The sequence below is a fragment of the Rhizobium cauense genome (genome assembly GCF_019511525.1).
GTDB classification, from domain to species: domain Bacteria; phylum Pseudomonadota; class Alphaproteobacteria; order Rhizobiales; family Rhizobiaceae; genus Rhizobium; species Rhizobium cauense.
Genome location: NZ_JAEUAT010000015.1, coordinates 105,539 through 126,120 on the forward strand (window position 1 = coordinate 105,539; position 20,582 = coordinate 126,120).

Consider the following 20,582-nt stretch of genomic DNA (forward strand, 5'->3'; position numbering starts at 1 on the left):
CTTTCTTCTAAAGGGCGCCATCTATCCAGGGCGGCGACTGCGTATCATATCCCGATACACTGCGAAGCAAATTCTGTGAAAAAGCGGGTATCCGCAACATCAGCGGCGCTGCAAGGTTGCGGATGGCAATCGCCACTCGATTGCTCATCGTGATCAGCGATGTCAACCGATACGTCTGTTTCAGCACCGTTTGGACGGCGGGTATCCTGAGCGCGGCATACTCCTTCTCCCTCCCCTCCGAGATCAGCCACGCCAGCCAGCAGGCGTCCTCAATACCGAGGTTCATCCCGCGTGCGCCGGCTGGCGAATGGATATGGGCCGCGTCGCCGGCCAGAAACACGTTGCCTTTGGCCATTCTGTCGACGTGACGGAAATGAACGCGAAAGTCGGACGCCCAAACGCGCTCGACAACCGGCGCGGGATGCTGAATACGGCGCTCGAAATCGGGAAGCGTCGATATGTAGCGCAGCACATCCCTCGTGACAGGTAGCCGCCCGATGATGCCGGGGTCGACCAGATTGATCTCCGCAAACCCCGCGTCAATCGGCACGGCATAGCGAAAGTCCGCAAGATAGAAGCTGGTCTCAAGCGCCTCGCCCGGGAAATCAATACCGACGGCCTTGCGTACCGCCGAATGTGACCCGTCAGCCCCGATCACGATATCGAATTCCGCGGTTTCGGTAGAGCCATCCGCTTTCCGCATCGTCACACGCGGTTTCGAAAGATCTCCAGCAACCGTTTCGACAACAGTCTGCCACTCTGGAACGATCTCATAGTCGGAAAGCTTGCCAAGCAGCAAGCGCTCGGTATGGCCCTGTGCCAACGCGTATATCGCGCCATAGGGACCCGGCAGCTTGGTCGTATCCAGATCGACAAGCTTCCTACCCTTGGAGGTAACCCGGAACCGCGCGAGCTGTTGCGCTTCTTGCAGTATTGCGTCCGTCACGCGGGAGGGCGAAAGCAGTGTCAGTGTTCTGGCATTCACACCCAGCGCACGGCTTTCTGCCAGCGCCACCGGCCCGGTATCACTATCGACAATGCGTGGAAGATGCCCACGCCGGGCGAGTTCGAGGGCAGCAGTGAGGCCAGTCGCACCGGCCCCGGCGATCAAGATGCTACGATGCCCTGACGCCATGCCGTCATCCCTTGCTGACGAGGTTCTCCAGTTTCTTTACAGCCGTATCAGGATTTTCTCCATAGGCGATGGTCCCGGAGAACCGCCCTGCCGAATCCAGCAGGAAGACGGAAGCCGTATGGTCCATCGTGTAGTCGCCGTCCGGCTTGCTTTCGTCCACCGGAACCTTCTTCGCGTACACGCGGTAACCCTTGATCACATCGGCAACCTTGTCAGGAGCGCCCGATATGCCGACGATGCGCTTCGAGACGTTGGAAACGTAATGATTCATCACCTCGGGCGTATCCCGCTCCGGATCGACGGTCACGAAATAGGCCTGGAGCTTCTTGCCATCAGGATCGACCTTCTCCAGCCAACCGTTCATCTCGAACAGTGTCGTAGGGCACACTTCCGGGCAGTGGGTGAATCCAAAAAAGATCGCCGTAGGCTTGCCACGAAAGGCCTGTTCGGTGATCGGCTGACCGTTCTGAGCAACGAGGGTGAACGGTACGCCAAACGGTCCCTCGGACATCGCCTCTTTTGTCTTTGTGACATTGAGCGTCAGCCAGCCGAGAACTCCGGCCATCAGCAGCACCGCAACCCAGACCGCAATGCGGACAGTCTTCATCGATCAAACCTCTGAAATCGGGAGCATTCCCGTTTCTGCGTGATACCGCCTCGTTCTCCGGCGCGCAATTCAACAAGACGTTTTCCCAACGGCGACCGATTGCCCCACCAATACACGGAAAAATCGCAATGAAGATTTATATTTCTCAATATTTACAAATACATAGCCAATGCGAAATTGGAGTTCCTGCAATCTTCGAGAGTTAGCAAATACTTTAAAAAGTATCTCTATATTTAGCAGTGGATAGAACGCTTGACCGTTCTGGTGACATGACGTCCGCCTGGCATTTCGACCCGGCCATCCGCGTGAGCGCAAGACACATACCGCGTCTCATCGCGGAGGGGGATGATCGTCACATGACTGATACGAAAGTACGCAAGAGCCTCTCCGTAGGCCAGCGGCTTGGGACGCTGGCTGGCGCGGCGTTTATCGGCTTCGGTTCGATGCTTGGGGTTGGCTGGTACCAGAATTCGAGTGCCGACGCCGCCTTGAGGCACGCAAACGAAATTCAGGCCAGCGTCGATCACATCAACGAGATGCGCGCCGCAAACCTCACGCTAATTCTTGCCGCCATGGATACTATCGTCGACCGCGGCGATCGTAGCGTCATGCCCGAGCGCCTGAAACTGATGAACGAAGCCATCGGCGAGTTGCAAAGCAGCTCCAAAGAGATGCACCAGCTAGGAAATGAACTAAACGCCGGAAGCCTGCTGACCACTTACGACGCGGACGTCGCTTCCCTCGGCAAAAGCATCGTCACCGACTTGAAGGCTGCGGTGGAATCCGGCGCGCCGGACAGTGAATTCGATAAGCTGGATGATGCGATCGACGGCGGTGGCGACAAGGTGGGGGCAACGCTGGATAAACTCGCCCGCGAAGGTGGCGAACTGGCCAAGGCACGCATCGACGAAGCAAACGTGATCTCTGAGCGCGCGATTCAGATCCAGCTCGCACTCGGCATCGTGGCCATACTGACGATGGCCAGCCTGCAATATGTCCATGGTGGCTCCATCCGACGCGGTATCGAGGCGGTCCGCAAGAGCATGCAGAACATCATGAGCGGCGATCTCGACAGCCAGGTCCCCGCCACCGACCGCGGCGACGAGATCGGAGACATGGCGCGCGCCGCGGAGAGCTTCCGTCGCGCCGCCATCGAGAAGCAGGAACTGGAGGCGCGCAGCCAACACGAGCGTCAGCAAGGCGAGGCCGAGCGTCGTGGCCGCGAGGCGGCAAAGCTCGCGGATGCGGAAGCACTCAACACGGCAGTGAACGCCCTTGGGCACGGCCTCACGCGGCTGGCCGGTGGCGATGTCACGGTCACTATCAACGAGCCCTTCAAGCCCGAGCTCGAACGTCTACGGAACGACTTCAACCAGACGACCATGACGCTCCGCAAGGCAATGATCGACATTGCCCAGAACGGCACCTCAATCCAGGCAAACAGCCAGCAGATGCGCTCGGCTGCCGATGACCTTGCCAAGCGCACCGAGCAACAGGCAGCGTCGTTGGAGCAGACCTCCGCTGCACTCGACCAGATCACCGCGACGGTGCGCAGCGCCACGAACCGCGCCGAGGAAGTCGGCAAGATGGTCGAACACACGCGCCAGAACACGACCAAGTCCGACATCGTCGTCAACGATGCCATGGCGGCCATGCAGCGAATCGAAACGGCATCTCGCGAAATCGGCACCATCATCAACGTCATCGATGAGATCGCCTTCCAGACCAACCTCCTCGCGCTCAACGCCGGCGTCGAGGCCGCCCGCGCCGGCGAAGCCGGCAAGGGTTTTGCGGTCGTCGCGCAGGAAGTTCGCGAACTTGCCGGTCGCGCAGCTGGAGCGGCCAAGGATATCAAGGCCTTGATCGGAAAATCTGGTGCTGAGGTGAAGGCTGGCGGTGAGCTCGTGACGGCAGCCGGCGAAGCGTTGCGTCAGATCGGCGAAGATGTTTTGCGCATCGACGAGCATGTTAAATCAATCGTAACCTCTGCACGCGAACAATCGACCGGACTGAACGAAATCAATACGGCCATCAGCCAGATGGACCAGGTCACGCAGAAGAATGCGGCCATGGTGGAAGAGACGAACGCAGCAAGCCATGCGCTCGCCACCGACGCCGACAACCTGATCCACCTGATCCAGACGTTCAAGATCGGCGAGGGCATGAATGCCCGTTCAACGCCGCGGGAAGCCACCGCAGTCTCGCATCCGAAACCATCTCCCGCACGAAGCCTCATCGGTAAGGTCGCGGGCGCATTCAGCGGCGGCGCAACCGCCAGAGCCATGGCCGCACCGGCCGGAGACAACTGGGAAGAATTCTGATCATGAACAACACCATCATCAACCAGACCGGCTCGCATCTCGAGATCGTATCTTTCCATCTCGGCGAACAGGAGTTCTGCATCGACATCATGGCGATCCGCGAAATCCGCGGCTGGGCGCCGGTGACCCCGATGCCGCACACGCCGCCTTACGTGCTCGGCCTCATCAACCTGCGCGGCGCGGTGATCCCCGTTATCGACATGGCTTGCCGCCTTGGCATGAAGATGACGGAGCCGTCCGAGCGCTCGGCCATCATCGTCACCGACATCGCCGGCAAGCTGGTCGGCCTGCTGGTCGAGCAGGTCTCCGACATGATGACCATCAAGAGCGAAGACCTGCAGCCGGCTCCGGAGATCATTCCCGAAGCACAGCGCGCCTTCTGCCGTGGTATCGTGGCCCTCGAAAAGACGATGGTCTGCTTCCTGAACCTCGACACCGTAATCGCCGACGAGTTGGCGCAGGCGGCCTAACGGGACAAGCCAGGTCCCCAAAACCCGCGTCCAAACAGACTCCAGAACCGCTCGCAGCAAATCGTTGCGAGCGGTTTTCTTATGCCGGCACTCCCTCGCCGTATTTGCGGGCCCACTGTGAACAAAAAGGCTAAGGGAAGCGTTTGACCGGTCGTTGGAGATGGAACGGGGTAGCACGATGAACGATACGAAGACCCGCCACACCGGAGGATGCGTCTGCGGAGCGATACGCTACAGGATCGACGAGGCGCCTTTGGCGAGCGGCATCTGCCATTGCCGGACGTGCAGAAGGATTGCTTCGGCGCCCACCCTGCCATTCGTTACCTTTCCGGTACGAACGCTGATTTACGAACAAGGGGCGCCGCGAGCCTTCGCCTCCTCGAAGGGCGTCGTACGGACGTTTTGTGGTTCATGCGGCTCCCCACTCGGCTACCACAACGAGGCGGATCCCGGTTTGATCGACGTCATGACGGTTAGTCTTGACGACCCGGATGCGTATCACCCGACCTTTCACGTCTGGACGTCGGACAAGCTATCCTGGGATGTCATCTGCGACGACCTGCCGGCCCATCCCAAAAGCCGTCCCTAACTCGATGGCTGATAGCCGATCACAGAACCCAACTACTCGACGATCTCGACCGTGAACGCGAAGCGGCTGATCTCTCCGGGAGGCAAGGTCAGGCTGTACGGTCGCTCTGCAAGCTCCTTCGAACCGTTCTTTTCAGCAGCCATACCATGCCAGGGTTCGACGCAGATGAATGGTGCCCCCGGCTTCTGCCAGAGCGCCAGATTCGGCAGATTCTCAAAACTGAAATGCATCGTCGGCCCGCCCTCGACGCCGTAGCGCAGCCCCTTCCCCGCGCCTTCGGGAAAGATCATGGCATCCTGCTCGAACATGCCGTGGTCGAGAACAAGCCGTCCCGCCTTGAATGGAGATGCCAGCCTTGAAGCCGAAATCAGGCCCCCCTCCAATCGCACCAAACCGGGTTCGCCGAGATTGTCGAGCGTTATGACATGGTCCTGCCCGCCCGCACCCGGCAACGGCCAGACGAAGGCGGGATGAAAGCCGAAGCCAAACGGCATCGGCCGCTGGTCGCGATTGGTGACTTCGGCGGCGACGGTCAATGCCCGCCCATCAAGTGTGTGTTCCACCGCCAACAGGAAGTCGAACGGAAAGACGGCCTTCGTCGCAGGCGACGATGCAAGCTCGTACCGGCACGTCGTTGCGCTGGCGGATGCAAGGGCAAATTCCGCCCGGCGTGCAAAGCCGTGCTGACCCATGGAATAGGTCTGGCCGCCGATCGCCAACACGTCGTCCGGCGCCTTGCCTACGATCGGAAAGAGCACGGGGGAACGCCCGCTCCAGAAAGCCGCATCGCCGTTCCACAGCCAAGACCTGCCATCGCTGGTCGCAAGCGTCTGCATCTCCGCCCCGAGAGAGGAGACATCCACTGTCAGATATTGGTTGGTGATCCGCGTCAGGCTTGGCATCGAGCGTCCTCTTCAGTTTGCCTCCCGCGTCGGACCATATCCGCGCCCGCCGCCGAATTCCATCCGAAAGGCAGAGGACCTATTGCGGCTTGCCATTCTTCCAGGTGACGTTCTGGCCATAGAGCGGGATGGTCGAGATTGCCATCTTGGCTGATCCATCGGTCAGTTCGCGGGAATGCGCGAGATAGATCAGCGTATCGTTCGCCTTGTCGTAGATCCGGTTTACGACCAGCTTCTTCCAGATCAGCGACATGCCTGTCTTGAACACCTCGTCGCCACCCTTCGAAAGATCGATGTCGTCGATCTCGATCGGCCCCGTCTGACGGCAGGAAATGGAGTTGTTGGAGGGATCCTCAAACCAGTTGCCGTTCTTCACGCGGTCGATGACGCTTCGGTCGAAATAGGTGACGTGGCAAGTGACGCCCTTTACCTGAGGGTCGGCCACCGCGTCAATGACGATGTCGTTGCCGGTCCAGTCGACCCCGACCTTGCCGACCTGGTCGGCGGATGCTGTGCCGGCGCAAAGCCCGATGAGCGAGGCGGCGGCGAGCGCGATGCAGCTGTTTCTGGACATGACGATTCCCTGATGACATCCGCATCTAAGGTAAGTGCGGCCGATGTCTTTACAAGGAAGCCCTCACGCCTTCCTGCAGGTGCAGGCCTCGTATCCTTCCGATGTCAGCCTTCCGGGTTTCATGCCGATCAGACCAGGAATGGCATTCACAGCTGTGGCCCCGACGGCCTTTGCCATCGCAATCGCCGCATGCGCGCAGACGGCAGCGTCCTCGGCGGCATTGTGATGCGCAAAGCGCAAACCGAGATGCTCGGCGATCATGTTGAGCTTGTGCGACAGAAAATGCGGCCAGATCCGCTGGGCCATCTTCAAGCTGCAGAGATACGTCAGCTCCGGGTAGGATTGTCGATAGAGATCCAGGCTCGAGCGCCAAACGCTAAAGTCGAAAGCCGCATTATGCGCGATCATGGTCGCGCCTCGGAAGTCGTCGTGAAACTCGTCCATCACCTCCGGGAACTCCGGAGCGTCGTCGACATGCTCGGGCCTGATACCGTGAATGGCGATGTTCATGCGGGAGAACCGCATGTCTTTCGGACGGATCAGCCGCTCCTCGACGCGTGTGACCTTGCCGTCCTCGATCCACGCCAGCCCAACCGAACAGGCGCTGGCGCGTTGTTCGTTGGCCGTCTCGAAATCGATGGCGATGGTCTTCAAGTTACGTCCGCGATTCTGTGTGTGCAGACAGGTAGCCCTGTGAGACGCCTAAGGTAAACAGCGCAGCTTGACTTGAGCGCCACGATCAACGACTTTCCTGCCATGATCGGATCGAAAACCATTCTTGCAACGATGCATTTCACCACGGCCCACGCAGGGCTTGGGAAAGCATTGGCGCGTTAGCCGACCGATCAATCCCGAGAACCCTGCCGAGGTGAGCAGGGTTTTCGAAGCTTGCTCTCCTCATTCAAATTCAAGGAGAGCATTTTGAAAAATCCGGAAGAGAATTTACTGGACCGACAACCGGCCGCCTGCGGGGTGACTATCCGTGCCATGCGCGCCAGCGATATCGAAGCGGTGACGGCCTTTATCAACCTGCCCGGCTTTCGTCACGGCACGCTTCGGCTTCCCTTTCAGACGGTCGAGGAGACACGACAACGTTTCGAGAGCATGCCTCGGGGCAATGTCAGCGTGGTCGCCGAGCTCGACGGCAAGCCGGTCGGCGATGCCCACCTCATGCGCTACCAGGGGCGGCGCGGCCACGTGGCGAGCATCGGCATGGGCGTGCGTGACGACTTCACCGGCAGAGGTATTGGCAGCGCGTTGATGGAGGCAATTGTCGACACGGCCGACAATTGGCTCAACATCAAGCGGTTGGAGCTCACCGTCTATACCGACAACGCCGCTGCCATCGCCCTCTACGAGAAATTCGGCTTCGAGAAGGAAGGTCTGCTGAAGGCCTTCGGCTTCCGCGCTGGCGAATATGTCGATGCCTACACGATGGCACGTATCAAGTCGTAGAAGGGTGAGCGGGCTGCCGCCTCACCCGCCGATCAGGGCCAGCCACTCGTCCTCGTCCATCGTCTGGACGCCGAGTTCGCGGGCCTTGTCGAGCTTCGAACCGGCACCCGGCCCGGCAACAACGATATCGGTCTTCTTGGAGACGGAACCTGCAACCTTTGCACCGAGGCTTTCGGCCGTCGCCTTGGCCTCGTCGCGCGTGAACTTCTCGAGCGAGCCGGTGAAAACGACAGTCTTGCCGGCGACCGGGCTGTTCGAAGCAGCGACCTTCTCTGCCGCCAGGGGCGTGCCGTCATTGAGCTCAGCCAGAAGCCGCGAGATCACCTCGACATTGCGCGGCTCCTTGTAGAACTCGACAATGGCGCGCGCCATAATCTCACCGATGCCTTCGATGGCGTTCAGGTCGTTCCAGGCGTCACCGGAAAGCGGTGCTGCCTCCACCATCGCCGCCTCGAAAGCCTCATAGGTGCCATAGGAGCGTGCCAGCAGCTTCGCAGTCGTTTCGCCGACGTGACGGATGCCAAGCGCGTAGATGAACCGGTGCAGGGCAATGCTGCGCCGCTCATTGATTGCGGAATAGAGTTTGCCGACACTGACCTTGCCGAAGCCTTCGATGTTTTCCAATTTGGTCAGCGAGTTCGACTGCCGCTTCTCCAAAGTAAAAATGTCGGGCGCCGTTCGGATCTGCAGCGCCGGATCATCGCTCTCGAAGAAGAAGTCGACCTGCTTCGATCCCAGGCCTTCGATATCGAAGGCGTTGCGGGAGACGAAATGCTTCAGGTGCTCGGTGGCCTGCGCGCGGCAAATAAAGCCGCCAGTGCAGCGTGTGACCGAGTCCAGCTTGCCGGTCTTTTCGTTCTTCTCCCGCACTGCGTGGCTATCGCAGACCGGGCATTTTTGCGGGAAAGCGTATCGAACCGCCTCGGCGGGCCGCCTCTCCATCACGACGTCAAGCACCTGCGGGATAACGTCTCCCGCCCGCTGTACGATGACAGTGTCGCCGATCCTGATGTCGTGCCCGACTTCGCGGATGCGTTCGCCCGAATTGCCAATACCTTCGATGTAGTCGGCATTGTGCAAGGTCGCGTTGGTCACGACGACGCCACCGACGGTGATTGGCGTCAGCCGGGCAACCGGAGTGAGGGCCCCGGTGCGGCCCACCTGAATGTCGATGTTCTCGACGGTCGTGAAAGCCTGCTCCGCCGGGAATTTATGGGCTGTGGCCCAGCGCGGGCTGCGGGAGCGGAACCCAAGGCGAGCCTGCAGTTCAAGACTGTCGACCTTATAGACCACGCCATCGATGTCGTAGTCGAGGTCCGGCCGCTGGAGGCCGATCTCGTCGTAATGCGCCAGGATTTCGGTAACCGAATTCAGCCGCTTCATCAGCGGATTGACCGGAAAGCCCCAACTCTTGAACACCTCGACCATGCCGAACTGCGTGTCGGCAGGCATGTCCGATATCTCCCCCCAGGCATAGGCGAAGAACTTGAGCTTGCGGCTTGCCGTCACCTTGGCATCAAGTTGCCGCAGCGATCCGGCCGCCGTGTTGCGCGGATTGACGTAGGTCTGCTTGCCCTCCGCTTCCATCTGCTTGTTCAGGGCCTGGAAATCGCTTTTGGCCATGTAGACCTCACCACGTACTTCGACGATGGCAGGCGCACCAGCCGGCAGCGTCTGGGGAATTTCCTTGATCGTGCGGATATTCGCCGTGACGTTTTCGCCTGTCGTGCCGTCGCCGCGCGTTGCCGCGCTCACCATCCTGCCGTTCTCATAACGGATCGACATGGAGAGGCCATCGATTTTCGGCTCTGCCGTGAACGCGATCGATTCGTCCGGCAGCCGGCCCAGGAAGCGGTAGACGCTAGCCACGAAGTCCTGCACATCCTCCTGCGAGAAAGTGTTGTCGAGCGACAGCATGGGCCGCGCGTGCACGACCGGCGCGAAGGTTACGGAAGGCGCCGCACCGACGCGCCGCGATGGACTGTCCTCGCGGATGAGTTCCGGAAAGCGCGCTTCGATCGCATCGTTGCGCCGTTTCAGCGCATCGTATTCCGCGTCCGAAATCGCTGGACGGTCCTCGCCGTGATAGAGCTCATCGTTGCGGGCGACCTCCTTGGCAAGCCGCTCAAGCTCGGCGGCGGCATCCTCGATCGTCAGATCGTCTACGGCAACGGATTCGGTTGGCATACTGTTTCACTCCCTCGAACGGCGAGTCGTTTTAGCGCATCTTGCAAAGATGGAAAGAGCAGCAGAGCAGACATGTCGGGATCCAACCGTGGAGTGGGCGCTCGCGCTCCGGTCACGCGCCGGCAGCCACGCGGCGCATTCGCCGGTGGTCCCTTCCCGAGTTGCTTGCCGGCCTTCGCCGCTTCGGAGAGCCCACACGAATGCGGAACCTCACTTTGTTTTAGTTTGTGGCTCCGCATTCGCGTGGCCTTCAGCGTTCTCTCGGGGCATCCCTACCCCTACAGATGATCACCTCGCCTCGCTGCGTGACGGAACTCCGCCACTTGCACGGCTCGACCGAACCGGACATGGCTGTCCGGGGGAGGCTTGACAGGAGAGAACTTTGCCGGGGCTCTCATCCGAAAAGTCTGCAACTTTTCAGGAGACCCGGGATTCCCTCCACGGCTTTCACCTCCCTTGCCTTTCGCGCACGTCACGGTTCCGGCAAGGGCGCCGGCTCCCGCCTGCCCGCGAACGTCTCGCGAAACACTCCGGCGACGGAAGCGAACGGATTGTAGGCCTGACGTCGCTGAGTGGGGAAATGGATGCGTGCAAGTCATTGGAGAGATTGGCGTCATGGCGCCTATTCTTACACTGCCTGCCCTATCGAGGCTGAAGCGGACACCGCTCGCTTGTTTCTGGATCCTCGGGTCAAGCCCGAGGATGACGAAGGAGAGGCGGGAGCAAGGGTCTGAGGCAACCGTTGAATATGCCGCACCGAAAAAACGGGCAGCCGCATGGTGGAGGCCGGACGCTCGTTCGATCAATCCACGGCACGACGACATGTCGCCGACGTTCGATGCGCGCTCCTCGGCTTCGGATATGGCACCTTAAGCACACACTCACGGCCGTCATCCTCGGGCTCGACCCGAGGATCCAGACACAAGCAGGCGGTGATAGCCCCATAGCTCAATCGGTAACATGCCACCCTGGAAGACCGCCGCCCCCTTCGCGGGCGTGAAGCGGTGGCTACCCGTTCCCGGCAAGCAACCGCGCGGCAGCGGCCCTCGCCTCTTCGGTCACCGAGGCACCCGCCAGCATACGGGCGATTTCTTCCGTGCGATCGCCGGGCGCCATCGTCGCGACGCGAGTCGCGATCTTCTCGGAGCCTTCGGCGGCCGGGCCCTTCGAGATCAGGAGATGCGTTGCCGCCCGGGCGGCGACCTGCGGCGCATGCGTGACGGAAAGCACCTGGACTCGGTCGGAGAGCCGCTTCAGCCGCTGCCCGATAGCATCCGCGACTGCGCCGCCGACGCCGGTATCGATTTCGTCAAAGACAAGTGTCGGCGCAGAGCCGCGATCGGCAAGCGCAACCTTCAGCGCCAGCAGGAAGCGCGAAAGCTCGCCGCCGGAAGCTACCTTCATGATCGATCCCGGACGCGTTCCGGGGTTGGTCTGAACGTGGAATTCCACCACGTCGATACCTTCCGAGGTCGCGTCCTCCGGATTGGTGGTGATCTCCACCATGAACCGCGCCCGCTCGAGCTTCAGCGCCGGCAGCTCTGCCATTACGGCAGCGGCCAGCGCATCCCCGGCATGGTGACGCTTGTCGGAAAGCGTCCGCGCCGTTGCGTCGTAATTCGCCTTGGCAAGACCGACCTCTGCCTGGAGCTTGGCAAGCTTTTCCTCGCCTGCGTCAACATCGGCAAGATCGCTGATCATGCGGACCGCCAATGCTGGCAGTTCCGTCACCGGAACCGAATATTTGCGTGAGGCGGCGCGCAAGGCAAACAGGCGTTCCTCGACACGCTCCAACTCCTTCGGGTCGTATTCCGTCTTCCTGAGCGCAGCCTCGACTTCCATCTGGGCGTTGGAAAGCTGGTCCAAAGCAGCGTCGAGCAGAGCTACCGTATCTTCCAGCAGTCCCGGAGCTTCGTGGCTCTTGCGCTCCAGCCGGCGTACCAGCGAGGCGATATGCGGCACGGGAGAAGCATTGCCGTTCAGGAATTCGGAAGCTTCTGCGATATCACCCGCGATCCGCTCGGCCTTCATCATCTTCTGGCGGCGATCCGCAAGCTCGTCTTCTTCTCCGTCCTGCGGCGAAAGCTTTTCCAGTTCTTCGACGGAGGAGCGGAGATAATCCGCCTCCCGCGCAGCATTCTCCACCTTCTCGCGCTGCTTCTTCAGCGTCCGCTCGGTATCTCGCCAGATGCGGTAAAGGTTGGAAACGGCGGCAGCGTCTTCATTGGTGCCTGCGAAAGCATCGAGCAGAATCCGGTGCGCATGTGCATCGACCAGCGCTCGATCGTCGTGCTGGCCATGGATCTCGACCAGCATCTGTCCTGCCTGGCGCATCAGCTGAACGCTGAGCGGCTGATCGTTGACATAAGCCTTGGTGCGACCATCAGCGTTTTGAACACGGCGGAAAATCAGATCGCCGTCATCATCGATGCCATTCTCGCGCAGCAGCCTGCGGGCGCCGTGATCCGGGCCAACGTCGAAGACGGCCGTCACCTGCCCCTTGTCTTCGCCGTGGCGAACAAGGCCGCCATCGCCGCGACCGCCGAGGGCGAGCGACAGGCTATCGAGCAGGATGGATTTACCGGCACCGGTCTCCCCGGTCAGCACCGAAAGGCCGGTCTCGAAGGCAAGATCCAGCCGCTCGATCAGAACGATATCGCGGATCGAAAGCTGGATCAGCATTGGGCCTCAGGAACCGAGCAGGAGTTTCTTGCCTGCGGCAGCAATCCATGAGCCGGGGTTTTCACGCGGCTCGGTGCCACCACTCTTCAGCAGCTTGAAGGAGTCCGCGTACCACCGGCTATCCGGATAGTTATGGCCGAGAACCGCCGCTGCCGTCTGCGCCTCTTCGACGATGCCCATTGCGTAATAGGCTTCGACAAGGCGCGCCAGTGCTTCTTCGATCTGGTTGGTATTGGGATACTTCTCGACGACAGTGCGGAAGCGCGAGATCGCGGCGAGATATTCCTTGCGCTCCATGTAGTAACGCCCGACCTGCATTTCCTTGCCGGCCAGCTGGTCGCGCGCGAAACGGATCTTCGCCTGTGCGTCGTCGACATATTCGGAGTCCGGATAGTTGTCGATGACCGCCTGCATAGCCTCGACGGTCTTGGCCGCCGCGCGCTGGTCCTGCGTCACGTCAACGATCTGCTTCGAATAGCTGAGACCGATCAGATACTGGACGTAGGGAGCATCCTTGGACTTCGGATATTGCGCCATATAGCGGTTGCCCGAAGCAAGGGCATCATCCAGGCGGTTTTGACGATATTTGACGAAGGTGCTCATCACGAGCGCCTTGCGCGCCCATTCGGAGAACGGATTGTCGCGATCGATCGCGTCGAACTTGCGGGCCGCTTCGCTCATGTTGCCGGCCTTCATGTTCGCAAGGCCCTGGTTATACAGAACGTCCGGCGGATCACTATCGAGGCCGAGCTTGGTAATATCGATATCAGGGTCCGACTGGCATCCGGAAATTAAGGCACCTGCGCTCAGCACCAAGATCGATGCGAACAAAGCGCGCGCTGTCTTCATCATACTTTCAGACCCTGCATAACCCATCGGAACAATCCCAACGCTGCCATCCCTCAATGTCAGCCACGCCTTGCCGGCGTTTCTAGCCACAAATGTGCAGCCAGAGCAACGCAATGATGATGCATTAACGCATTTTTGTGGCGATGCCGGCCACAATCATCTGTTTTGCACCGAGAAAGCCGCAACTGTTGCCGCTAAACACCTGCCGCTAAACATCTATCGCAGAATCACCAACGCCTGCTTCTCATAAAGAAACCGCCCCCCGAAGGAGGCGGCCCTGGCCTAAAAGATGCGATGGAGGTCATGCCGACCAGGGAGCAAATTCCGGTGCGTTGACCCGGATGAAATCCCGGGGAGCAACACGCTGGCGCGGCGCAGACGTCTCGACCACTTCATAGGCGGTCGGGTCGCTGAGCAACGCCTTGAGAGCATTGGCATTCATCTTGTGGCCGCCGCGGTAAGAACGGTAGCAGCCGATAAAAGGAGCGCCGGCGAGCGCCAGATCGCCAACGGCATCGAGCGCCTTGTGGCGCACGAACTCGTCCTTGGCATAACGCAGGCCTTCAACGTTGATAACGGTATTGTCGTCCGAGATGACAACCGAATTCTCGAGCGAGGAACCGAGCGCGTGGCCCGAAGCCCAGAGACGCTCGACATCCCGCATGAAACCGAAGGTACGGGCGCGCGACAGCTCGGACTTGAATGTCGCCGCCGTCATGTCGCCTTCCCACTTCTGGCGGCCGATCAGCGGGCAATCGAAATCGATCTCGACCTCAAAGCGCATGCCGTCATAGGGGCGGAACTCGCTCCAGGAGCCACCATGCTCGATGCGAACCGGCTTGGTGATGCGGATGTAGCGGCGCTTCACGCCGAGCGATACCAGGCCAACCTGCTCGATCGCTTCGATAAAGGGCATCGAGCTGCCGTCCATGATCGGCATTTCTGCGCCATGAACTTCGATCAGGACGTTATCGAGGCCAAGCGCGTAGACAGCAGCCATGACGTGCTCGATCGTCGCGACCGAGCGCGCCGGCGAGAACCCAAGGACGGTGCAGAGATCGGTATTGCCAACCTGAGAAGACACGGCACGGTATTCGGAAACGTCGCCGTTCTCATGCATGCGATTGAAGACGACGCCAGAGTCAGCCTCTGCCGGGTTGAAGGTAATCGAAACGTCAGCACCGGAATGAACGCCGATGCCCGAAAGCGTGATCGGACGCGATACTGTCGTCTGAAAACCCAACATGCCAATAACCATAAATTTTGCCTTTACTATCCCCGGTGATCCGCAGCGGCTAACATGCCGAACCATCTGCCAGGGTTCATTTCACTCCGTCAAAAATCCCGCCGAGAGGCGCAAAAAGACGGTTTCGTGACCACATACATACGTGCGCCCGGCTTCCAATCCAAATCACTGTTTCTTTCGCATTGTTACGAAAGCATGTCGTTGAAATTACAACGCAATATGCACCAGATCTGACCCTCTGAAACGAGAAGGCCCGGGAGTGTGCTCCCGGGCCTTTTTATAGCGATTCCGTGCCTGCCTCAGTTCGATTGCCGGCGCAGGAAAGCAGGAATTTCAAGCTGATCGTCTTCCTGCATCATCCGAGCCTGCGGAACGCTGCGGCCCTGATCGTCGAGATTTCCACGGCGCGGTGCATAGAGGCTCGCTTCCGGAGAAAGCGGGCGGCGCTGCTGCGATGCCGCGGCCGGAGCCGACGTCATTTCCGGAGCAACCTCCTCCTCGCGGCGACCAAGCGAGTTGGTGATCCGCTTCAGGAGGCCCATCGGACCACGCTCTTCGTGGGCATGAGACGGAGCTGCCGGCTGCGAGCGGTGATCGATCTCTGCCTGTACTACCGGTGGAAAGTCTTCCACCTTCGGCATGCGAACGGCCTGCTGAGCAGCCATCGGCTGCTGCATGACAGGCGCCGGCTGGCTCATGATCGGCTGCGGAGCCGGCTGGCTGATGACGGGCGCATGAACCGGAGCCTGCTGTATCGGGGCTGGGCGAATGATCGGCGCGGCCTCAGGAGCAGCAAAGATCTTGCTCTGCGGACGGAAGGCTTCCTGCGGAGCAGGCTGCTGGTGAACCGGAGCTGCCGCGCGCGGAGCGTGGATCTCGAGCTCACGCTCCATTTCGGCTTCTGCCGTACGGATTGCCTGCGCGACCGTGTCGACCGGCTTGGGGGCCTGCTGCATGACCGGTGCAGGCTGAACTGCGGCCGGCGCCTGAGCAACGGCCGCGGAAGGACGCACGACTGGCTTGGCCGCGGGCTGGAAGGTCTTGCCTGCCGCCGCGTTGATGGCACGGTCGATACCGGTCGCAACAACGGAGACGCGGATGATGCCTTCGAGCGATTCGTCGAACGTCGCGCCGAGGATGATGTTGGCATCCGGATCGACTTCCTCGCGGATACGCGTCGCAGCTTCGTCGACTTCGAAGAGGGTAAGGTCGCGACCGCCGGTAATGGAGATCAGGAGACCCTGCGCACCCTTCATCGAGGTTTCGTCGAGGAGCGGGTTGGCGATCGCAGCTTCAGCAGCCTGCATCGCGCGGCCCTGGCCGGACGCTTCGCCTGTACCCATCATCGCGCGGCCCATTTCGCGCATGACCGAGCGGACGTCGGCGAAGTCGAGGTTGATGAGACCTTCCTTCACCATCAGGTCGGTGATGCAGGCAACGCCCGAGTAGAGAACCTGGTCAGCCATCGCGAAAGCGTCGGCAAACGTTGTCTTGTCGTTGGCGATGCGGAAGAGGTTCTGGTTCGGGATGACGATCAGCGTGTCGACCGACTTCTGCAGCTCTTCGATGCCGGCTTCCGCCAGGCGCATACGGCGTCCGCCTTCGAAGTGGAAGGGCTTGGTAACAACGCCGACGGTCAGGATGCCCTTGTTCCGGGCTGCCTGAGCGACAACCGGAGCAGCGCCCGTACCCGTGCCGCCGCCCATACCGGCGGTAACGAAGCACATGTGCGTGCCGTTCAGGTGATCGATGATTTCATCGATGCACTCTTCGGCAGCCGCACGGCCGACTTCCGGCTGCGAACCGGCACCGAGACCTTCGGTGACATTGGCGCCGAGCTGGATGATTCGCTCTGCCTTCGTCATCGTCAGGGCCTGGGCATCCGTGTTGGCGACGACGAAATCGACACCCTGGAGGCCCGCGGAAATCATGTTGTTGACAGCGTTGCCGCCGCCGCCGCCGACACCGAACACGGTGATACGCGGCTTAAGCTCAGTGATATCCGGCTTTTGCAGCTTGATAGTCATGTTACCGTTCCTTCTCTTTATGGCCGCATCGCCACGCCGGCCAATTCACTCAATTGTCAGAAGCTTTCTTTCAGCCACTGCCCCATGCGGGCAAAGCGGCTGGTATTTCCCCCAAGCGACATGAGCAGACCGCTCTGTGACGCATGTGTTTCCTGGTCCGCGACCTGCGGGTAGATCATCAGGCCGACAGCGGTCGAAAAGGCGGGGCCTTTCGCTGCGGTCGGCAGGCCCGAGACACCCATCGGACGACCGATTCGGACGTTGCGGGCAAGAATGCGACGCGCAACTTCGGCAAGGCCGGTCAGCTGGCTCGCACCACCCGTCAGCACGACGCGCTTGCCGACGATCGGGCTGAAGCCCGAGCGCTGGATGCGGTCGCGGATCAATTCCATCGTTTCCTCGATACGAGCGCTGACGATGCGCGACACCAGGGCGCGCGGCACCTGCGTCGGCAGGTCGCGTTCGTCTTCGCCGATCGGCGGGATCGAGATAAGTTCGCGTTCGTCCGAGGAGTTCGGCATTGCGGAGGCGTGAACGACCTTGAGGCGTTCGGCATCCTCGATCCGGGTCGAAAGACCGCGGGCCAGATCGGTGGTGACGTGATGGCCACCGAGGCTGACGGCATCCGTGTGCACCAGCTTCCCCTCTGCAAAGACCGAAATCGTCGTCGTTCCACCGCCCATGTCGATCGCCGCGCAGCCAAGCTCGACCTCATCATCAACAAGAGCGGCCAGACCCGAAGCGTACGGTGTTGCAACGATTCCCTCAACAGAGAGGTGCGCGCGATTAACACTCAACTCGAGATTCTTAAGCGCAGTGCGTTCAGCAGTGACGACGTGCATATCGACGCCGAGGACGTCACCATACATAGACAGCGGATCGCGAATGCCGCGTTCGCCATCCAACGAGAAGCCGGTCGCCAACGAATGCAGGACCGCGCGATCCTGGCGTAGCGACTGCTGGCAGGCTGCCGACAGAACCTTCTTGAGATCGTTCAGCTCAACTTCCTGACCACCGAGGTCGATGGTTGCAGTGTAGATATCGCTTGTCAGACGGCCCGCCGTGACATTGACGATCAAGCTCTCGACGGTCAGGCCGGCCATGCGCTCGGCCGCGTCGACTGCAAGGCGGATCACGCTCTCAAGCGCATCGAGGTCGGAAATCGCGCCTGTCTTGATGCCGCGTGAGCGCTGATGGCCGATCCCGATGATTTCAATGTTGTGCGTACGACCGGGCAGCACCTGACTTTCCTCGCGAGGCGTCAGGCGTCCGATCATGCAGACGACCTTCGTCGATCCGATGTCCAGCACCGAAACGACATGGGACCGCTTCGACGAAAGCGGCTTCAGGCGCGGCAATCCGAAATGGGACGAACCGAACAAGCTCATATATTTTGCCCCGCCTTCTTCAAATCCTTGGTCCGCTGATCGAGTACGAGCTGCCGACGCTCCATTGCTTCCGGCGTCAACTGAATTGCGGTCCGGTCGGTAAGCCTCAGATCGACGGCCGCGATATCGCGCTCCAGAAGATCCTGCTCCTTCATGAACTTCGACAGCCGCGCCAAAGCGAGATCGACGTCGTCTTCCGGCAACTTCACAGCAACGCCGTTGTCCATGTGCAGATCCCAGCGACGACCCGAAACCCAGACGTAAGCCTTCACCCGCGCCTTGATCTCCGGCCAGTTCGCGAATTCAGCCTCGAGCGAAGTTGCAGCAACTTCAGCACCACGACCGACCACCAGCGGCAACTGTGAGAACTTGTTGTCGCGAAGCGGAGCGATGACGGAGCCACCCTTCTCCACGAGTGACAATTCCTGGCCATGCTGCCAGATCGCGTAGGCCTGACGCTCCTTGAGCTTCACCTCGATCGTCTTCGGATAGATCTTGCGAACCTCTACGTTCTCGACCCAAGGAAGCCTGGCGATCTTCTGACGCGCCGCATCGACATCAAGCGCAACAAGCGACGTCGTACCGTCCAGCCCGAGCAGCTGCAGGATCTCGATCTCGGAGGTCTCCGAGTTCCCGGACACCTTCACATCATCGATCGCAAAGCCAGCAGCAGTCGTCGTCGCCTGCGCAACCGCTTCCGTGTGCCCGCCAAGTGACATGCCGTAGAGGCCGGTCGCAGCGAAGAAGGCCAGAGCGGAAATAGTTCCAGTGTGCACCGGAATATGAATGCGACCACTGCCAAGACTGACGAGGAAACGCACCACTCGACGCAGCGGACGCGGCAACACCAGCCGCCCCTCACCTTCGGGATACGAAGGCTCAGCGTGATGACTTGGGCGCCCTATCCTTTTGACCGTCACCGAGAACAAGAAGCGTCCTCCACCATCCAACGGAGAAATTCACCAAACGAGTAGCCGGCATGACCAGCCATTTCGGGCACCAGGGAGGTTGGCGTCATTCCAGGCTGAGTATTGATTTCCAGCCAGATGACTTCGCCATCTTCAGAGAAGCGATCGTCGTAACGGAAGTCTGAGCGACTGACGCCACGGCAACCAATTGCTTGATGCGCCCTTAACGCCAATGATTGTATTTTTTGGTAAATATTCGGTGAAATTTCCGCAGGAATGACGTGTTTCGAGCCACCCGCGACGTACTTGGCATCGTAATCGTAAAAGCCATGCCCCAACGGCACAATCTCGGTTACACCCAGCGCGCGATCGCCCATGACGCCGCAAGTCAGCTCGCGACCATGGATGTAGCGCTCAACAAGAACCTCTTCGCCATAGCGCCACTCCGGAGAGCTGATGATCTGCGGCGGATGGGACTGATCCTCCTGAACGATGACCACACCGAAGCTGGAGCCCTCGCGCACAGGCTTCACAACATAAGGCGGCTTCATCGGATGCTCAGCCGGAAAAGCGAATCGATTGATCACCGCAGATTGCGCAACCGGGACGCCGGCGGCGGCGGCGACGCCCTTGGCCTTGTCCTTATCCATGGCGAGCGCCGAAGCCAGCACGCCCGAATGCGTGTACGGGATCTCAAGATACTCAAGGATGCCTTGAATTGTCCCGTCCTCGCCGTAGGGGCCGTGCAGGGCATTGAAGACGACGTCCGGCCGCAATGCCGCGAGCTTGGCGGACACATCGCGATCGACATCAATGCGCGTCACCTGGAACCCTTCGGCCTCGAGGGCGTCAGCGCACGCCGTCCCGGAAGAAAGGCTTACCGGCCTCTCCGAGGAAAATCCGCCCATCAGGACAGCGACATGCTTGCGACTCATCAACACCCCCAAAAAATAACCTGCACTTTGAGTTCCGACGCTTGCACCAAGCTTGTTTCCTGCCCGAATCTCGCTCGATGATGCAGGTGTATTAGTGCCTGATTATGGTTAATGAAGTGTTTACTTTCGTTAATTTTTGCCTCTGACGGTCATCCCGACGGAACCGCACCGGACGAGAAGAAACCAGCAACGCCAGGGCATAGCGCACGGGAATTCATCAAGACGTTGAGCCAGCTCGAGACTTCCTGGAACGTTAACTTCCCGACGAGACGCGGCGCGATCGACGATCGAAATCCGCTTCAAGGTA

The 20,582-nt window shown here is 60.3% G+C and carries 17 protein-coding genes; 4 read left to right on the forward strand and 13 right to left on the reverse strand.

The features are described from left to right. Nucleotides 1-7: 7 nt before the first annotated feature. Together JNB88_RS24130 and JNB88_RS24135 are read right to left on the reverse strand one after the other, a co-directional pair. Nucleotides 8-1,135 carry an FAD-dependent oxidoreductase gene (locus JNB88_RS24130; protein ID WP_220357624.1) on the reverse strand — a complete coding sequence of 376 codons (1,128 nt, stop codon included), beginning with the start codon at nucleotides 1,133-1,135 and terminating at the stop codon, nucleotides 8-10. A 4-nt stretch (nucleotides 1,136-1,139) separates the two neighbouring features. After that, a complete protein-coding gene (locus tag JNB88_RS24135; RefSeq protein ID WP_220357625.1) occupies nucleotides 1,140-1,742 on the reverse strand; it encodes an SCO family protein in 603 nt (200 codons plus the stop codon). A 356-nt stretch (nucleotides 1,743-2,098) separates the two neighbouring features. Between JNB88_RS24135 and JNB88_RS24140 the strand changes: the two genes are divergently transcribed. From JNB88_RS24140 to JNB88_RS24150, 3 genes are all read left to right on the forward strand, one after another. Then, a complete protein-coding gene (locus JNB88_RS24140; protein WP_220357626.1) occupies nucleotides 2,099-4,063 on the forward strand; it encodes a methyl-accepting chemotaxis protein in 1,965 nt (654 codons plus the stop codon). A 2-nt stretch (nucleotides 4,064-4,065) separates the two neighbouring features. Further along, nucleotides 4,066-4,533: a chemotaxis protein CheW gene (locus JNB88_RS24145; RefSeq protein ID WP_007534808.1), complete on the forward strand. Its 468-nt coding sequence runs from the start codon at nucleotides 4,066-4,068 to the stop codon at nucleotides 4,531-4,533. A 178-nt stretch (nucleotides 4,534-4,711) separates the two neighbouring features. After that, nucleotides 4,712-5,122, forward strand: coding sequence for a GFA family protein (locus JNB88_RS24150; protein ID WP_220357627.1), 411 nt, complete (start codon nucleotides 4,712-4,714; stop codon nucleotides 5,120-5,122). Between the two features lie 32 nt (nucleotides 5,123-5,154). Here JNB88_RS24150 and JNB88_RS24155 read toward each other — a convergent pair whose 3' ends face one another. The 3 genes from JNB88_RS24155 to JNB88_RS24165 form a co-directional block, all read right to left on the reverse strand. Then, nucleotides 5,155-6,024 carry an aldose 1-epimerase family protein gene (locus tag JNB88_RS24155; protein WP_220357628.1) on the reverse strand — a complete coding sequence of 290 codons (870 nt, stop codon included), beginning with the start codon at nucleotides 6,022-6,024 and terminating at the stop codon, nucleotides 5,155-5,157. A 79-nt stretch (nucleotides 6,025-6,103) separates the two neighbouring features. Next, nucleotides 6,104-6,598, reverse strand: coding sequence for a CreA family protein (locus tag JNB88_RS24160; RefSeq protein ID WP_220357629.1), 495 nt, complete (start codon nucleotides 6,596-6,598; stop codon nucleotides 6,104-6,106). A 63-nt stretch (nucleotides 6,599-6,661) separates the two neighbouring features. Beyond that, complete coding sequence (locus tag JNB88_RS24165; protein WP_220357630.1) at nucleotides 6,662-7,252, reverse strand: 3'-5' exonuclease; 591 nt, start codon at nucleotides 7,250-7,252, stop codon at nucleotides 6,662-6,664. Between the two features lie 264 nt (nucleotides 7,253-7,516). On the opposite strand from JNB88_RS24165, the gene JNB88_RS24170 reads away from it, so the two are divergent. Next, nucleotides 7,517-8,053: a GNAT family N-acetyltransferase gene (locus tag JNB88_RS24170; RefSeq protein WP_420832213.1), complete on the forward strand. Its 537-nt coding sequence runs from the start codon at nucleotides 7,517-7,519 to the stop codon at nucleotides 8,051-8,053. Between the two features lie 21 nt (nucleotides 8,054-8,074). On the opposite strand, the gene ligA is transcribed toward JNB88_RS24170, so the two are convergent. From ligA to JNB88_RS24210, 8 genes are all read right to left on the reverse strand, one after another. Continuing rightward, entirely contained in the window at nucleotides 8,075-10,240 is a 2,166-nt protein-coding gene (gene ligA, locus JNB88_RS24175) for an NAD-dependent DNA ligase LigA (protein ID WP_220357631.1), read from the reverse strand. Between the two features lie 1,008 nt (nucleotides 10,241-11,248). Next, the gene (gene recN / locus JNB88_RS24180) at nucleotides 11,249-12,922 is read right to left on the reverse strand and encodes a DNA repair protein RecN (RefSeq protein ID WP_220357632.1); all 1,674 of its coding nucleotides are present in this window, start codon (nucleotides 12,920-12,922) and stop codon (nucleotides 11,249-11,251) included. 6 nt (nucleotides 12,923-12,928) lie between these two features. Continuing rightward, nucleotides 12,929-13,798: an outer membrane protein assembly factor BamD gene (locus JNB88_RS24185; protein ID WP_197066604.1), complete on the reverse strand. Its 870-nt coding sequence runs from the start codon at nucleotides 13,796-13,798 to the stop codon at nucleotides 12,929-12,931. Nucleotides 13,799-14,072: 274 nt separating this feature from the next. Continuing rightward, nucleotides 14,073-15,029 carry a UDP-3-O-acyl-N-acetylglucosamine deacetylase gene (gene lpxC / locus JNB88_RS24190; RefSeq protein ID WP_037129137.1) on the reverse strand — a complete coding sequence of 319 codons (957 nt, stop codon included), beginning with the start codon at nucleotides 15,027-15,029 and terminating at the stop codon, nucleotides 14,073-14,075. Nucleotides 15,030-15,316: 287 nt separating this feature from the next. After that, nucleotides 15,317-17,044: a cell division protein FtsZ gene (gene ftsZ / locus JNB88_RS24195; RefSeq protein ID WP_220357633.1), complete on the reverse strand. Its 1,728-nt coding sequence runs from the start codon at nucleotides 17,042-17,044 to the stop codon at nucleotides 15,317-15,319. A 56-nt stretch (nucleotides 17,045-17,100) separates the two neighbouring features. Then, nucleotides 17,101-18,432 (reverse strand): cell division protein FtsA, encoded by a 1,332-nt coding sequence (ftsA, locus tag JNB88_RS24200; RefSeq protein WP_018858330.1) that lies wholly within the window; start codon nucleotides 18,430-18,432, stop codon nucleotides 17,101-17,103. Continuing rightward, a complete protein-coding gene (locus JNB88_RS24205; RefSeq protein WP_220357634.1) occupies nucleotides 18,429-19,361 on the reverse strand; it encodes a cell division protein FtsQ/DivIB in 933 nt (310 codons plus the stop codon). The genes ftsA and JNB88_RS24205 overlap by 4 nt, the downstream gene beginning before the upstream one ends. Beyond that, a complete protein-coding gene (locus JNB88_RS24210; protein WP_220357668.1) occupies nucleotides 19,349-20,275 on the reverse strand; it encodes a D-alanine--D-alanine ligase in 927 nt (308 codons plus the stop codon). Before JNB88_RS24210 ends, JNB88_RS24205 begins: the two co-directional genes overlap by 13 nt. Nucleotides 20,276-20,582 lie beyond the last annotated feature (307 nt).